This is a genomic window from Kordiimonas sp., from assembly GCF_965216265.1.
Taxonomy (GTDB): domain Bacteria; phylum Pseudomonadota; class Alphaproteobacteria; order Sphingomonadales; family Kordiimonadaceae; genus Kordiimonas.
The window spans coordinates 3,801,944-3,816,866 of the sequence record NZ_OZ244153.1 but is presented as its reverse complement, the minus strand read 5'-3'; the positions used below and the strand labels follow the sequence as shown (position 1 = coordinate 3,816,866).

General features: G+C 54.2%; 14 protein-coding genes. 4 read left to right on the top strand and 10 right to left on the bottom strand.

Annotated elements, in window-relative coordinates:
* Both argS and ACOOGA_RS17675 read right to left on the bottom strand, forming a co-directional pair.
* A complete protein-coding gene (gene argS, locus ACOOGA_RS17680; protein ID WP_417461936.1) occupies window positions 1–1,752 on the bottom strand; it encodes an arginine--tRNA ligase in 1,752 nt (583 codons plus the stop codon).
* Window positions 1,749–2,960 carry a deoxyguanosinetriphosphate triphosphohydrolase gene (locus ACOOGA_RS17675; RefSeq protein ID WP_417461937.1) on the bottom strand — a complete coding sequence of 404 codons (1,212 nt, stop codon included), beginning with the start codon at window positions 2,958–2,960 and terminating at the stop codon, window positions 1,749–1,751. The genes argS and ACOOGA_RS17675 overlap by 4 nt, the downstream gene beginning before the upstream one ends.
* 181 nt (window positions 2,961–3,141) lie before the next feature.
* Here ACOOGA_RS17675 and ACOOGA_RS17670 point away from each other — a divergent pair, with 181 nt between their 5' ends.
* The 3 genes from ACOOGA_RS17670 (at window position 3,142) to xth (ending at window position 4,927) form a co-directional block, all read left to right on the top strand.
* A complete protein-coding gene (locus ACOOGA_RS17670; protein ID WP_417461938.1) occupies window positions 3,142–3,660 on the top strand; it encodes a PAS domain-containing protein in 519 nt (172 codons plus the stop codon).
* 97 nt (window positions 3,661–3,757) lie between these two features.
* Entirely contained in the window at window positions 3,758–4,126 is a 369-nt protein-coding gene (gene erpA, locus ACOOGA_RS17665) for an iron-sulfur cluster insertion protein ErpA (RefSeq protein WP_417461939.1), read from the top strand.
* Between the two features lie 15 nt (window positions 4,127–4,141).
* Window positions 4,142–4,927 (top strand): exodeoxyribonuclease III, encoded by a 786-nt coding sequence (gene xth, locus ACOOGA_RS17660; RefSeq protein ID WP_417461940.1) that lies wholly within the window; start codon window positions 4,142–4,144, stop codon window positions 4,925–4,927.
* Here xth and ACOOGA_RS17655 read toward each other — a convergent pair.
* The 6 genes from ACOOGA_RS17655 to ilvD all read right to left on the bottom strand — a co-directional run bounded on the left by ACOOGA_RS17655 (window position 4,924) and on the right by ilvD (window position 9,981).
* Window positions 4,924–5,214 carry a DUF1330 domain-containing protein gene (locus ACOOGA_RS17655; RefSeq protein ID WP_417461941.1) on the bottom strand — a complete coding sequence of 97 codons (291 nt, stop codon included), beginning with the start codon at window positions 5,212–5,214 and terminating at the stop codon, window positions 4,924–4,926. The genes xth and ACOOGA_RS17655 overlap by 4 nt on opposite strands.
* A gap of 62 nt (window positions 5,215–5,276) precedes the next feature.
* Window positions 5,277–5,738 (bottom strand): aspartate 1-decarboxylase, encoded by a 462-nt coding sequence (gene panD / locus ACOOGA_RS17650; protein WP_417461942.1) that lies wholly within the window; start codon window positions 5,736–5,738, stop codon window positions 5,277–5,279.
* Window positions 5,739–5,825: 87 nt separating this feature from the next.
* On the bottom strand, window positions 5,826–6,503 hold the full coding sequence (locus tag ACOOGA_RS17645) for a hypothetical protein (RefSeq protein ID WP_420429136.1): 678 nt from the start codon (window positions 6,501–6,503) through the stop codon (window positions 5,826–5,828).
* A gap of 179 nt (window positions 6,504–6,682) precedes the next feature.
* Window positions 6,683–7,531, bottom strand: coding sequence for a hypothetical protein (locus ACOOGA_RS17640; protein ID WP_417461944.1), 849 nt, complete (start codon window positions 7,529–7,531; stop codon window positions 6,683–6,685).
* A gap of 157 nt (window positions 7,532–7,688) precedes the next feature.
* Window positions 7,689–8,126 carry an acetyltransferase gene (locus ACOOGA_RS17635; RefSeq protein WP_417461945.1) on the bottom strand — a complete coding sequence of 146 codons (438 nt, stop codon included), beginning with the start codon at window positions 8,124–8,126 and terminating at the stop codon, window positions 7,689–7,691.
* A 16-nt stretch (window positions 8,127–8,142) separates the two neighbouring features.
* Window positions 8,143–9,981, bottom strand: a complete 1,839-nt coding sequence (gene ilvD / locus ACOOGA_RS17630) for a dihydroxy-acid dehydratase (RefSeq protein ID WP_417461946.1) — start codon at window positions 9,979–9,981, stop codon at window positions 8,143–8,145.
* Window positions 9,982–10,181: 200 nt separating this feature from the next.
* On the opposite strand from ilvD, the gene speB reads away from it, so the two are divergent.
* Window positions 10,182–11,087: an agmatinase gene (gene speB / locus ACOOGA_RS17625; RefSeq protein WP_417461947.1), complete on the top strand. Its 906-nt coding sequence runs from the start codon at window positions 10,182–10,184 to the stop codon at window positions 11,085–11,087.
* Between the two features lie 50 nt (window positions 11,088–11,137).
* On the opposite strand, the gene ACOOGA_RS17620 is transcribed toward speB, so the two are convergent.
* Both ACOOGA_RS17620 and ACOOGA_RS17615 read right to left on the bottom strand, forming a co-directional pair.
* Window positions 11,138–11,896: a hypothetical protein gene (locus ACOOGA_RS17620; protein WP_417461948.1), complete on the bottom strand. Its 759-nt coding sequence runs from the start codon at window positions 11,894–11,896 to the stop codon at window positions 11,138–11,140.
* A gap of 216 nt (window positions 11,897–12,112) precedes the next feature.
* The gene (locus tag ACOOGA_RS17615; RefSeq protein ID WP_420429134.1) at window positions 12,113–14,776 is read right to left on the bottom strand and encodes a valine--tRNA ligase; all 2,664 of its coding nucleotides are present in this window, start codon (window positions 14,774–14,776) and stop codon (window positions 12,113–12,115) included.
* Window positions 14,777–14,923: the final 147 nt, after the last annotated feature.

Genomic DNA, 14,923 nt, shown 5'->3' with positions numbered 1-14,923 from the left:
TTACCGCATTTCCTCCAGTGGCGTTACGCCCAGCACAGTCAGCCCGCTTGCAATCACTATCGCGACCGCGCGCACAAGCGCCATCCGTGCTTTGGTAACTGCCTCATCCCCTTCGATGATGAACCTCAGGCTCGCATCATCGTTACCCTTGTTCCAGAAAGTATGGAACTCTGAGGCTAAATCATAAAGGAAAAACGCAATACGGTGGGGTTCATGCGCTTCCGCTGCAGCCTCAACCATACGCGGCCAGGCCATGCACTGTTTGATCATGCCGATCTCGCCTTCCGTTGACAGAAGCGCCAGGTCAGCACCAGCGAGGCTAGTGTCCGTTGTATTGAGGGACGGGAAAGCCTCTTTTGCTTTTGCAAGCACCGAACACACCCGTGCATGTGCATATTGCACATAAAACACGGGGTTATCTTTCGATTGTTCCATCACCTTTTTGAAGTCGAAATCAAGCGGGGCGTCGTTTTTTCGTGTCAGCATAATGAAACGGGTCACACCTGCGCCCACTTCTTCAACAACCTCACGCAGCGTCACGAAGTTGCCAGCACGCTTGGACATTTTGAACGGCTCACCATTACGGTAAAGCTTCACTAGTTGGCAAAGCCGCACGTCAAGAGATCCATCTTCCGAAAGCGCCTTCACTGCCGCCTGCATACGTTTCACATAGCCGCCGTGGTCTGCACCCAGAACGTCAATCATCTGTTTGTAACCACGCACATATTTATCGTGGTGGTAGGCAATGTCGGCAGCAAAATAGGTATATTCACCGGTAGATTTCTGCAAAGGCCGGTCCACATCGTCACCAAAATCGGTCGCGCGGAACAAGGTCTGCTTACGCGGCTCCCAATCCTCAGGCGTTTTACCTTTTGGTGGCTCCAGCACGCCTTCATAGATGTGTCCGCGGCTTTTCAGCACTTCAACGGCCTCGGGGATACGCCCACTTTCATGAAGCGACCGCTCAGAGAAGAACGTATCATGCTCAACACCAAGTTGGCGCAGGTCTTCCCGGATCATCACCATCATGGCATCAGAGGCTTCAACCTTGAAAAGCGCCAGCCATTCGTCCTCTGGTGCATCCAGAAACTTGTCGCCGTATTTTTCCTTGAGCGTTTCCCCAACCGGCACCAGATAGTCACCCGGATAAAGCCCTTCAGGGATTTCACCGATAGCGCGGCCGTGTGCTTCCTGATAGCGCAAGTGCGCAGAGCGCGCGAGCGTATCGATCTGGCTGCCTGCGTCGTTTATGTAATACTCCTTGCAGACCTCAAACCCGGCTTTACCGAGAAGGTTCGCAAGTGCATCACCAAACACAGCGCCGCGCACGTGCCCCACATGCATTGGGCCTGTGGGGTTGGCAGATACATATTCGATATTGACCTTCTCGCCGCCACCCTGGGTGCTATCGCCAAAGCTTGTGCCTGCATCCAGGATCGCTTTTACCTGCGCCTGCCAGAAGCTTGGTGCCAGCCGCATATTGATGAAGCCGGGGCCGGCAATCTCAACGCTTTCCACCTCAGCATGGGCCTCAAGGCCCGGCGCCAGCAGTTCAGCAATATCGCGCGGCTTCATGCGCGCGGCTTTCGCCAGCACGAGGCCCGCGTTGGTCGCAATGTCGCCGTGGCTTGCGTCACGCGGCGGCTCGACGGCGATATTTTTCAGGTCCAGCCCTTCGGGCAGCTTGCCGCTTTTGGCAAGGCCAAACAGAAGGTCGTCAATAACACCCCGAAAATGGGTAAATACATTCATAGTGATACTCTGTTCAAATCAAACAATTTTGCATGTTCGCGGAAGGCGAAGCGGTCGGTCATGCCCGCGATAAAGTCGGCGACCACACGAGCGGTTTCAGCTGAATTACGCTCACCCGCTCGCTCGCTCCATTCTGTGGGCAGGCATTCGGGCTCAGAGATATATAGATTGAAGAGGTCAGTGACCACCCTTTTTGCCTTGCTGCCCATACGGTTGACCAGATAATGGCGGTACATGCGATCAAAGAGGAATCCCTTCAACTCCTTCACCGCCTGCTGCATGTCATTACCAAACGCAATTGTCGGCTGGCCAGCATTGCGGATCTCGTCAGGCGTTTTAGGGGCAAGGGCAGTGATACGCTTGGTGCTTTCCACCATCAGATCCGCCACCATACGGTTGATCAAGCGGCGTACCAGCTCATGGATAGTGACATCACGCGGCGCATCCGGGTAGGTCCATTTAACCTCATCAATCAGCTGCATCACAACCGGGATACGCTTGAGTTCAGAAAGTTCAAACAACCCTGCCCGCAGCCCGTCATCAAGGTCGTGGCTTGAATAGGCAATATCGTCTGCAAGTGCTGCGATCTGCGCCTCAGCGGATGCGTAGGTGTGAATTTCAAGGTCATTTTCAGGTAGGTAGTCCCGGAACCCAAACGGCAGATGCTCTGGCGGGTTTTTCGGGTCAACCGGCTCGTCGGTGAGCGGGCCGTTATGTTTCGCCAAACCTTCTAGGGTTTCCCATGTCAGGTTCAGGCCTTCAAAGGACGCATAGCGGTGCTCCAGTCGGGTCAGGAGCCGCAGCGCCTGCGCATTGTGGTCAAAACCGTCAAAGCTGCCCATGCAGTCATTCAGCACACTTTCGCCGATGTGGCCGAAAGGCGGATGCCCGAGGTCATGCGCAAGCGCAAGCGCTTCCGCCAGGTCTTCATTCAGGTGCATAGAGCGAGAGATAGACCGTGCGATCTGTGCCACCTCAAGCGAGTGGGTCAGCCGTGTACGGAAGTGATCACCCTCATGATAGACAAAAACCTGGGTCTTGTGTTTGAGACGCCTGAAGCTCGATGAATGGATCACCCGGTCCCGGTCACGCTGATAACAGCTGCGATTCGGTGTCTCGGGTTCCTTGAATACCCGGCCACGGCTTTCAGACGGCTTGCAAGCATAAGACGCGAGCGTCTCTTCATAGCGTGGCAAAGTATCGTTCATATGTCTCTCTCCAATTCATGATGGGCGCGTTTCCGGCACATTAAAGCTGCCCAATTTTTTGGGCAACTGTTTGCTGGATTTTTCTTGTGACGCACGCTTCCTTCTGTCACGATTGAAATTATTAACAAAACGTTAATTGCATTCATTGCCAGTTAATACATTTTTAACTAAGCTGATAAACATGATCGAAGACGCAACAAAAATTGAGGGTGACCTTCCTGTTGAGCCAGGTGCTTTTCAGGCGGAAATCCTTGATCATTGGCGCGAAATTCAGCATGGCAGGCGCTACCCGGACAAACGCGAGTTTCGCCCGCAAAAGTTCCCACGCTTCCTGCCCCAGCTCGCGATTGTGTCGGTAAACGGTGAAGACGACTATGACGACCGCCTCACCGGCGCCACAGTGCTTGAAGTATTGCGGCTCAGTAAATCTCATGACCGGCTGGTGGATCCGGCGGACGGCAACGTGCGCGAACTTGTGCGGAATATGCTTTCAAGCACTGCCAAAGCCGATGCACCGATGTATTTCAAGGGCCAGTTCCAGCCTGAAGAAACTCGCCCTATCGACTTCACGGCACTTGTCCTACCCTTCTCCCACAACGGGGATGCAGATGTACTGGATACCATGATGCTCGCGTTTGACTTCAGCAAACGGCAATCCATCGAGGTTTCCTTCGACGAAGAAATCAGCACCACGGACTAGTCGCCCGCGCGATCTTTCACCCGGAAATCCAACATTCCACAACCTCGTGAATTGACGCGGCGCGTGCGCATGCCTACATAAGGACCATAGATTTTACATGAGCGAGTATGAGCATCAAATGAGCACACCTGAAAAAGCACCCCCTGTTGGCTTCAGCGAAAACGCGGCAAACCGCGTGGCGGCGCTGATTGCCCAGCAAGGCAACCCCAACCTGAAGCTTCGGCTTTCGGTCTCTGGTGGCGGCTGCAGCGGCTTTCAGTATAGCTTTGACTTTGATGAAGAGCAGAAAGACGATGACATAGTGGTTGAACGCAACGGGGTTACCCTGCTTGTGGACAATATGTCCCTTCTCTATCTCATGGGCTCGGAAGTTGATTTTGTGGAAGACCTTGTCGGCGCTTCCTTCCAGGTAAAAAATCCGAATGCCACATCTTCCTGCGGCTGCGGCACCTCATTTGCGATCTAAAAGGCAATCAGGCATATGAAAATTGCGACCTTCAACATCAATGGCGTGAAGGCACGCCTGCCACGTCTTCTTGAATGGCTTGATGAATTTTCGCCTGATGTTGCCTGCCTGCAGGAAATCAAAAGCATAGACGACAATTTTCCTCGCATGGAATTTGAAGAACGCGGCTGGCATGTAGAAACCTTCGGCCAGAAAGCCTTCAACGGCGTTGGTTTCATATCCAAACACCCGATTGAGGATATCCACCGTGCCCTGCCCGCGCTTGATGGCGGTGAGGAGGCGGAAGACGTGCAGGCCCGTTATATCGAGGCCACAATCAAGGGTATTCGCATCGCGTCCATCTATCTGCCAAACGGTAACCCGCAGCCGGGGCCAAAGTTCGATTATAAAATCAGCTGGATGGACCGCCTTATCAAACGCGCGGAATATCTGTTGAGCCTTGAAATGCCAGTTGTACTGGCAGGTGACTATAACGTGATCCCGCATGATGAAGACTGCCACAACCCTGCCGCATGGGTGGATGATGCGCTCACACAGCCCGAAAGCAGGCAGCGCCTGCGCTCGATCATCAACCTTGGTTATCTTGATGCGCTTCGGCAGATCAAACCCACCGGCGCCGCCTACAGCTATTGGGATTTCCAGCGCGGCGCATGGCAGAAAGATCACGGCATCCGCATTGACCACCTTTTGCTGTCACCGCAAGCCGCCGATATGCTCAAAGACTGTCAGGTCGACCGGATACCGCGCGGCAAGGAAAAATCAAGCGACCACACACCGGTGTGGGTTGAACTAGCTATCTAACTCAACCCCTGCACCAACAAGACTGTCCCGTCTGAGCTTGCTCGCCGGTCCTGCACAATGGCTTGATATGCATCGGACGAAGCCCACTTCTGGAAATTTTCCGCGTCTTTAAAGGCCAGTAGCAAGACTTTGTCGGCATGCCATTCGCCTTCCAGCACCGCCGGGTTTTCATCATTGGCTAAAGGTGTACAATCAATGCCCTCCAGAGTTGCCATAAAACCGGCGAAATATTTGCTATACCGTTCCGGATTGTGAATTTTAAGCTGCGCAATTGCATAAACCGTCATAGCTAGCCCCCCGTGAGTTGTTCCAAGTTTCAAATAACCCTAGCATAAACCACGTTTTTCGCTCAGGCGTCTACGGTCTCGTATACCTCACCTTCACGGTTATTGGCTGGCATGCCCAACTCATGCAGGTCTGGCGTGATATATTCATCGATGCTTGAGATGCGGTTTTGGCTATCCACATGCACGGCGCGGGAGATACGCCCCGACAGGTCGCGAGCAGGCACCTGCTCATAGCCCATGATGATGGCTAGGTCCCCTTTTGAGAACTGATGCGCCGCAGCACCGTTCAGGCAGATAACACCGGAGCCTTCCGTGCCTTCAATAATATAGGTGGTGATGCGTTCCCCATTGGTGATGTTCACCACGTCCACGGCGCAATATGGCATCAAGCCGGACGCCCGCAACAGGATCGGGTCAACGGTGATGGACCCCACATAGTTAAGCTCGGCTCCGGTCACCGTCACGCGGTGCAGTTTGCCATACATGAAGGGGCGCAATGCGCCATCAAGATGCGGTTTGCTCATCCGGCCTATCCTTTCACATCAGGTTGCGTGACATCTGCAACCGATAGCGGATATGGCTCACAGATAGTGAGGCGTCAAGCCCCGTCGCTACGTTTCACGGGAATCTCGTCGTGGTCCTCTCCAATGAAGACACGCAAGCGCCACACCTGCATGTAACCGAATGCCGCCGCTGACCAAGCCGAATATATGATGTCCTATGGTAGAAATACGACGCTCAGCCAGAAAAGACTCATGAACTCCAGTAAAAGCTGCATCAGTATATATTTCCCGGCCCAAAGCAGCCAAAGCATCGCGACAAATCGCACCGCTTGCTTCGGGCCACCCCCCCACATCCCTTACGAGAGCTGTTTTTGCAAGCGTATCAGCGAAAATTGCCCCTGCAACACACACAAGTACAGCCGATATACAATCGTCGATCAGTTGGTTCTGTTCCAGCCCTGACACAAGGTAAAGGACCACAAGCATGATCACGGCAATAATGAGAGCACATATCCAGAGAGCCACGACCTTTATGAAGTTGATAATGGCAGCAAAGACCGCTTCGCGTTTGCTGGGGAAAGCAACATCGTCGATGCCCCGTACGGCAAAACGTATCCACATATTGAACACACCAACACCAAATACCGCCCCCGCGAGTATAAACATGCCCACAAAGGCTACACGAGGCCAGATAAAGTCAATATCCAGAACATCCGCCATAGCCCCCGTGCTCTGAAGATTATCCGCTCCATTTTCCGCCGCAAAGCGGAAAGAAAACAACAGCATGCCAGTCACCACCACTGTATACACCGCAGTTATGAGCAAGCCCTTGCGGTAGCAAATAATGCCCCGCATTGAGCTCCTCAAAAGTATTAAGGCTGGCAAATTCGGGGCATGGCACGTGCTCTCGATCTATATCAGCGGCCCCCAGGGTTTACTAATCGCCTTTAGAGGTCAGCTGTCATCTATTCGTTTGATGTATTCCCGGTATCGACGCCCACTTCTTCCGCCCGGCAGATGCGGTAGCGAATTCCGTGCGCAACACCAATCGCAAACATGACAAAAACACCCAGCACAAGATTGATCACGGTCGAGAGAACAGCAGAGCCCGTGAGCCCCGCCAACGTGACCGGCACCAAAAGCACCAGATACACAAGGATCAGCACCACGGCAAAATCCACCGTATGCGGATGGCTCAAGCCCTCATCATCCGTCCGCATCGCCGTTTGTGTAAGATTGGCGGAAAAAAGCGAATAGATGATCGAGCCCGCAACAAGTGACACAATCTGGTTAAGTATCCCCGCCCGTGTTGCCGCGGCAAGATCTTGATCCATCGATGACGCTATCTGTTCACTGAAGCTGCTCGTCAAGCCAAGCGTGCTTAGTATACTGATGATGACAAAACTGACGATACCAAGCAGGATGGCGATCAGGACAAACTTCAGGCCATTTACAAACGCCGCAGAGAGCGCCGCACCCAATGGTTTGATACGGGCGTGTTCAAAGCCAAATGCCCCCGCACGTACCCAAAAGTTGAAGATATAAGCCGCAACCATCATCACAAGAACCACGACAACCAATAGTGCCGGGATCATCGCCGCTAATGCTGAAAAATCGCCATTTGCCACGCTCTCTTCAAGACTCGCCATAGCCTCAGGGGATAGCCCGCTCGCCATGCCAACAATCATGGCCGCAATAATTGCGAGAACCGTCACACTAATGAAGAGACCAATGGTCTTAAAAAATTCGACCGGACGAGAGAATGGCAGCGCAAAAGACTGCTTGACAATATCAAGAATGGGAAGCCGTTGCATATTCACCCCCTGAATAACTTTTCGAATAATTTCCCTATAGTATTCAATATACTAAAGCCAGTTTCTCACACGACCCTGAGAGAAAAGACAAATTGAACCTTTGCACGCTAGCGTGGTAGCGCGATCAAGAAAAGCTTAAATAATGATAAATTGCCGTCTACCGTGACCATTCCAGATGAATGATCGGAAATGGCCGCCCCGCATCATCGGTGGGGTCACGGCGGACATCACGGAAACCACATTTATGATAAAATGCATGAGCTTGCGGTTGCTGCTCGTTCACCTGCACCGTCAACATCTCATGCCGCGCCTTCATGTGATCGATAAAGCGCGTGCCAATACCCGTTCCGTGGGCTTTGGGATCAACAAACAGCGCATCAATATTGGCGTCCGTGCAGCCCATGAATCCTTGAGGTACACCGTCTGCATCGTCAAAAACCAGAAAATCCGCGTTTGGCAGATACTGTGTTTTCACAACGGCGGCGATCTCCTGCCGCTGTTCCGGGCTTAAAAAGTCATGCGTGGCCAGCACCGCCGCATGCCAGATGGCAAACAAGCGGTCCAGGTCGTTCGAGACTGCGGGGCGAAACGTCATTTACCCGGTATCCTGCCTAGATTTGCCTAACCGCGCCTTTGCTCGCCGATGTGGTCATCGCGGCATAGGCCCTGAGCGCCTTGGTTACCTTACGGGGCCGTACATTCAAAGGCTTCCAGGCTTTGTCGCCCTTTGCCTCCATCGCAGCGCGGCGCGTATCAAGGGTGGCGGCGTCCACCTTCACATTGATGGACCGGTTCGGAATAGATATCTCGATAATGTCGCCCTCTTCCACCAAACCGATCGCACCGCCCTCAGCCGCCTCAGGGCTAGCGTGCCCGATAGAAAGACCTGACGTACCGCCGGAGAAACGACCGTCGGTCAAAAGCGCGCAAGCTTTACCGAGCCCCATCGACTTGAGGTAGCTGGTTGGGTAGAGCATTTCCTGCATGCCCGGCCCGCCACGCGGCCCCTCATAGCGGATGACCACAACATCACCCTCTTTGACCTCACCACCGAGAATGGCGGCAACCGACGCGTCCTGGCTTTCAAACACCCTTGCTCGACCGGTAAAGTTGAGAATGCTTTCATCCACACCGGCGGTTTTAACGATACAGCCGTCTTCTGCGATATTGCCAAACAGCACCGCAAGGCCACCATCCTGGCTGTAGGCATGCTCTTTCATGCGGATACAACCGTCTTTCCGGTCCAGATCCAGCTCCGTGTAGCGCTTGCTTTGGCTAAAGGCGGTTTGTGTCGGCACACCACCCGGGGCTGCAAGGAAAAACTGCCTGAGGTCAGGATCATTGCTGGCGGCCACGTCATAACGCGCGAGCGCATCAGCCATCGTGGGCGTATGCACGGTGGTGCAGTCGCCGTTGATCAGCCCCGCACGGTACAATTCGCCCAAAATCGCGAAGATACCGCCGGCGCGGTGTACGTCCTGAATGTGATATTTGTTGGTGGCCGGTGCCACCTTGCAAAGGTTGGGCACCCGGCGCGAAAGCCGGTCGATATCCTCAATGGTGAAATCGATCTCGCCTTCCTGTGCAGCGGCAAGGATATGCAGCACCGTGTTGGTGGAGCCGCCCATAGCGATATCGAGTGTCATCGCGTTCTCAAACGCCTTGAAGTTAGCCACGTTGCGCGGCAGCACGCTCTCGTCGCCGCCTTCATAATATTGTTTGGTGATCTGCACCACTACCCGCGCGGCAGTAAGGAACAGTTCGCGCCTGTCAGAGTGTGTGGCGAGGGTGGTGCCATTCCCCGGCAAGCTGAGGCCCAAAGCCTCAGTAAGGCAGTTCATGCTGTTGGCGGTAAACATGCCTGAGCAAGATCCACAGGTTGGGCATGCACTGCGTTCAATGCGTGCCACTTCTTCGTCTGAAATGTTCGGGTTGGCCGCATCAACCATGGCGTCCACAAGGTCAAGCTTCCTGACCTCACCGTCATAATCGTCTTCACCCGCTTCCATCGGCCCACCAGAGACAAACACTGCAGGAATGTTGAGCCTGAGAGCTGCCATCAGCATGCCCGGTGTGATCTTGTCGCAGTTGGAAATACACACAAGTGCATCCGCGCAGTGCGCATTGGCCATATATTCCACGCTATCCGCGATAATCTCGCGGCTTGGCAAGCTATAGAGCATGCCGTCATGGCCCATGGCGATACCGTCATCAACCGCGATGGTGTTAAATTCCTTGGCGATACCGCCTGCGGCCTCAATCTCACGCGCAACCAGTTGCCCCATGTCCTTGAGGTGCACATGCCCGGGCACAAACTGGGTGAAGCTGTTGGCAACCGCAATGATCGGTTTCTTGAAGTCGTCATCCTTCATGCCGGTTGCACGCCACAGCGCGCGGGCTCCTGCCATATTACGGCCATGGGTGGAAGTGCGGGAACGATACTCGGGCATTCTGGTCTTCTCCGGACAGACGGGACTTTTCAAACATGGATATTGGCCGCGACAATAGCTTCGCGACACGCAGCTGTCGATAAGAAATGAAAAGAAAATGCTACCATCTTTGTATTTTAATTACGCGTAAAGGCGTTGCCTGAGACACAGCCTCAGCCTATAGATGAGGCTCGTTTTTCATCCTTTAAGGAGCAGATGCCGTGTCACAAGGCATGATGGAACCCTATGCGGGCCTGATTAGTTTTTTGCGTATGCCTTTTGCCGAAACAGCGGAAGGGCTTGATATTGCTGTGATGGGCGTGCCGTTTGATCTGGCCACCACCGGCCGCTCAGGCGCGCGATTTGGCCCGCGCGGCGTGCGGGAAATGTCGCTCACCATGGCTGAGTTCCCTTGGGGGGTGTGGCCATGGGAGTATCACGTCCGTGACAAGTTCAAGGTGGCAGACCTTGGCGACGTGACAGGCTTTACGGCTTATACGGACCGCATGATGCCCTCTGTTGAAGCGGCAGCAGACAAGGTTTTGGCAACCGGCGCGCAGCTGCTGACCATCGGCGGTGATCATTCCATCAGCTACCCGCTTCTGCGTGCGCACGCGAAGCTGCACGGCCCGCTGGCGCTTATTCACTTTGATGCACACTCTGATACATGGACGGACGACGACCTGAACCATGGCACCATGTTCTATCACGCCATTCAGGAAGGCATTATTGTGCCGGAAAATTCCATCCAGCTTGGCATGCGCACCCCAAACCCGGACACGCACGGCATGCTGGTGCATGATGGGCTTGAGTGCCTGCGCACACCTGCGGACGAGATGGCAAAACGCATCCGTGAACGTGTGGGTGACCGCCCTGCTTACCTAACCTTCGATATCGACTTTCTCGACCCCGCCTATGCGCCAGCGACCGGCACACCGGTTGTGGGTGGGCCCAATGTGGCTTATGCGCGAGATGTACTGAAGGCACTCAGGGGCATGAATATTGTGGGGGGAGACCAGGTTGAGGTTGCCCCGCACTATGAAGGCCCGGGACAGATCACAGCACTTGCTGGCGCAACCATCGCCTGCGATATCCTCTATCTTATCGCGGAAGCGCGCGGGAAATAATCATCAAAGCTTTACGGCGCCCGATCATTGCGGCGCCGTAACCACCCCAATCAAGGTATTGAGAAGCCGTATTTTTCCCTCAACTCCCCACGCTCGCGCAACAGCTCGATACGCGCGCTCACGTGGGCAATGAAGCGCGCCGCCTTGTCTGATGGCCAGCAGGTAAACCGCTCCCCAAGGCTGAGGAGGACGAAGTTCGGATCGCTGTGAAAATCACGGCGCCCCACCCGCGCAAAATATGCTTCCGCATCCAGTGAGTATGACAGCACCACTTGCGCACGACCAGCGGAGAGCAGCTCAAAGGTATCGTCAATTGTCTTAGCGTAATGAATGTCAGAGAGAAACGGCAGGCGGCGTTTTGCGATAGTACTGGCGTGCAGGGATTCGTCCCCCACAATCGCCTTCCCTTCCAGACCCGCCATGCTTCGAAGAACAGGCCTTGATGCCAGAGTATAGGCGTGCAGATTGATGCGATTAAACGCTGGTGATGCCAGGAACTGGTTCGCATCCACCCCGTGGTCTCTATAAAATATTTCGTCGTCTGACACCATATAGAGGCAATCAACCTCACGAGAGAAAAAGCTGCGTGTATATCGCTTGATCGGCAACAGGCGTATATCGACCGTGTGGGGCGCGGAAGCCATGATGTCCGAATAAAATTCCCAGTATGGCCCCACACCGTCAGCGGCGAAAACACCCTCAATAGACGGGCCCCCAAGCGAGATATGATCGAACGCACGAAGAGACCCCGCGCCGCTCAAGCAGGCAGACAGAATCGTAACGGCTACGATATAAAACCTGCGTTTCATCCCCGTCCTCATTGCTCCGGCCCGTGCTTCATGTACAGAAAACCTTCAAAAACAATGCAATCTTATACAGTTAGCTTCCCTAATTTTTTATGAATTTTTCAAGCTATAATGGCGTTCTCGCGAATCACTGATTCGTTTTTGTAACCGTCTGTCCTACTGAGACAAAAAAGGACGCCCACAGGCGCCCTTCCAATACATTTGACTTAATAGCAGCTATCAGAGGCGTGCGAGCGCGGCTTTCACCTTCTCAGCCTGTGTTTCAAGGTCCGTGAGTTGCTCCCGCGCTTCCGCAACAACATGCTCCGGTGCTTTGACGACAAACTTCTCATTGCCAAGACGACCCTTAAGCGCACCAGCTTCTTTCATGATCTTTTCAAGGTTCTTCTCGAGCCGGGCTTTTTCTGCGTCCAAGTCCATCAGGTCTGCGAGCGGCAGGTAGACGGTCGCCTCATCGACAACCAATTGTGCGGCGCCCTTGCTCTCGGCTGACGCAACCGCCTCAGCCTTTTCAAGCCGCGCGAGACGGCAGATCATATCCTGAAAATCTACGAGCCGCGCTTTGGTGGCGTCACTCGCGCCAACCACCAGTGCTGTTGCCTTAGCGCCAGCCGGTACGTTCATCTCAGACCGGGTTGAACGGATTTCAGAGATAAACTTGATCGCCCAGTTTACTTCTTCGCCAGCAGCTGCATCCACGCCAGTTGCTTCAGGCCAAGCCGCATGAATTAGGTCATAGGCACGGTCTGATTTGGTGGCATGCCACAGTTCCTCCGTAATGAACGGCATGAAGGGGTGCAGCAGTACCAGAATCTGGTCCAGAACCCAACCGGCAACACGGCGGGTTTCAGTTTTCTGGGCTTCATCCTCGCCCCAGAAAACAGGTTTGATCAGTTCAACATACCAGTCACAGAATGTACCCCAGGTGAAGTGATAGATCGCATCTGCCGCATCATTGAAGCGGAAGGCATCAAACGCCTGCGTCACAGACTCCGTGGTTTTAGCAACTTCGCCGATGATCCATTTGTTGACCGCAAGCGATGCCTCAGGTGCTGTCGCACTATCAGAGCCCGCGATCTCGTTCATCTCGCAGAAGCGCGCGGCGTTCCAAAGCTTGGTTGCGAAGTTGCGGTAGCCTTCAACACGCTTTTCACTGAGCTTGATATCGCGCCCCTGTGCTTCCATCGCGATCAGCGTGAAACGAAGCGCATCCGCGCCGTATTTCTCCACAAACTCAAGCGGGTCGATCACGTTGCCCTTGGATTTGGACATCTTGGCGCCGTGCTCATCGCGCACCAGCGCGTGGATATACACATTCTTGAACGGCACTTCGCCCATGAAGTGGATGCCGGACATCATCATGCGCGCCACCCAGAAGAAGATGATATCAAAACCCGTGATCAGCGTTGTGTTGGGGTAATATTTCCTGAGCACCGCGCTGTCCGTATCGGGCCAGTCGATCGTGCTATAGGGCCACATGGCGGATGAGAACCACGTATCAAGCACGTCCGGGTCGCGGGTCAGCTTAACGACAGCCCCAAGCTTGGCGCGCGCGGTTTCATAGGCGGCTTCTTCGGTTTCTTCAACAAAAACGCTGCCATCCTCCGCATACCACGCAGGAATACGGTGCCCCCACCAAAGCTGGCGAGACACACACCATGGCTGGATGTTGCGCATCCACTCAAAGTAGGTCTTCTCCCAGTTTTTGGGGATAAAGTTGGTTTTACCGGTTTCAACCGCCTCAATAGCTGGTTTCGCCAGTGTTTCCGCGTCCACATACCACTGCTCGGTCAGCATCGGCTCAATCACAACGCCAGAGCGGTCACCAAACGGCTGCGCGATAACCTTGTCTTCAACACCGCGGTAGAAACCGAGCTCCTCAATTTCCTTGAGGAGCAGTTTCCGTGCCTCGAACCGGTCAAGCCCTTCATAATGCGCAGGCACATTATTCTCAGGTGTGACGATCATCCGGGCTTCCTCATCCATCAGCTTGATGAGCGGGATGTCGTTACGGCGGGCAACTTCAAAGTCGTTAAAGTCGTGCGCACCGGTGATTTTCACGGCACCCGAGCCGAACTCAGGGTCCGGGTATTCATCTGCGATGATCGGAATCAAACGGTCCGCAATCGGCAGGCGCACCATCTTGCCCACGAGGTTTTTATAGCGCTCGTCTGACGGGTGCACAGCAACGGCACCATCGCCCAGCATGGTTTCAGGCCGCGTGGTTGCAATGATGATTTCGGAAATGCCGTCAACCGGGCCATCAGCCAACGGATAGGCAAACCGCCACATATGGCCGTTCACTTCCTTCTGGTCGACTTCCAGGTCAGAAATCGCGGTTCTAAACTTCGGGTCCCAGTTCACAAGGCGCTGGTCTTTATAAAGCAAGCCTTCCTTGTAGAGCTGGACAAATTTCTTGAGCACAGCGGCGGAGCGCTTGTCATCCATCGTGAAGGCTTCGCGGGACCAGTCACAGCTGGCACCAAGGTGCCTGAGCTGACGGGTGATCGCGCCACCTGATTCCGCTTTCCATTCCCACACTTTATCGATGAAGGCATCACGCCCCAACTCTTTGCGGGATGAGCCACCAGCAGCATCCAGCTGACGCTCAACCACCATCTGGGTTGCGATGCCCGCGTGGTCAGTACCCGGCTGCCACAGCACGTCCTTGCCGCGCAGGCGCTCAAACCGCACAAGGGCGTCCTGCAGGCTGTTATCCAGTGCATGACCCATGTGCAGGTTGCCCGTGACATTCGGCGGCGGCATGACGATGACATAGGGCTCCGCATCCTCACGTTTGCCACATTCAAACGCGCCAGAGTTTTCCCAATGTTCGTACCATTTGGTTTCGATATCCGCCGGGGAGTATGTCTTATCGAGCATCTTCTATTCCGCTAGTTGTCATTATCTCAGGCTCTCATGATGGAGCCATGCTTCCAAGTAGGCTAAAAATACAGCCAAACCGGGGGCGCACAATGCACAATTATGACGCAAAACGAAAGAGCGAAGTGCCGTTTTCTGCCAGCTTTC

Bases quoted from the DNA above. Each gene is read 5' to 3' on its own strand.
- argS (WP_417461936.1), bottom strand. From the start codon at position 1,752: ATGAATGTATTTACCCATTTTCGGGGTGTTATTGACGACCTTCTGTTT.
- ACOOGA_RS17675 (WP_417461937.1), bottom strand. From the start codon at position 2,960: ATGAACGATACTTTGCCACGCTATGAAGAGACGCTCGCGTCTTATGCT.
- ACOOGA_RS17670 (WP_417461938.1), top strand. From the start codon at position 3,142: ATGATCGAAGACGCAACAAAAATTGAGGGTGACCTTCCTGTTGAGCCA.
- erpA (WP_417461939.1), top strand. From the start codon at position 3,758: ATGAGCGAGTATGAGCATCAAATGAGCACACCTGAAAAAGCACCCCCT.
- xth (WP_417461940.1), top strand. From the start codon at position 4,142: ATGAAAATTGCGACCTTCAACATCAATGGCGTGAAGGCACGCCTGCCA.
- ACOOGA_RS17655 (WP_417461941.1), bottom strand. From the start codon at position 5,214: ATGACGGTTTATGCAATTGCGCAGCTTAAAATTCACAATCCGGAACGG.
- panD (WP_417461942.1), bottom strand. From the start codon at position 5,738: ATGAGCAAACCGCATCTTGATGGCGCATTGCGCCCCTTCATGTATGGC.
- ACOOGA_RS17645 (WP_420429136.1), bottom strand. From the start codon at position 6,503: ATGCTGTTGTTTTCTTTCCGCTTTGCGGCGGAAAATGGAGCGGATAAT.
- ACOOGA_RS17640 (WP_417461944.1), bottom strand. From the start codon at position 7,531: ATGCAACGGCTTCCCATTCTTGATATTGTCAAGCAGTCTTTTGCGCTG.
- ACOOGA_RS17635 (WP_417461945.1), bottom strand. From the start codon at position 8,126: ATGACGTTTCGCCCCGCAGTCTCGAACGACCTGGACCGCTTGTTTGCC.
- ilvD (WP_417461946.1), bottom strand. From the start codon at position 9,981: ATGCCCGAGTATCGTTCCCGCACTTCCACCCATGGCCGTAATATGGCA.
- ACOOGA_RS17620 (WP_417461948.1), bottom strand. From the start codon at position 11,896: ATGAAACGCAGGTTTTATATCGTAGCCGTTACGATTCTGTCTGCCTGC.
- ACOOGA_RS17615 (WP_420429134.1), bottom strand. From the start codon at position 14,776: ATGCTCGATAAGACATACTCCCCGGCGGATATCGAAACCAAATGGTAC.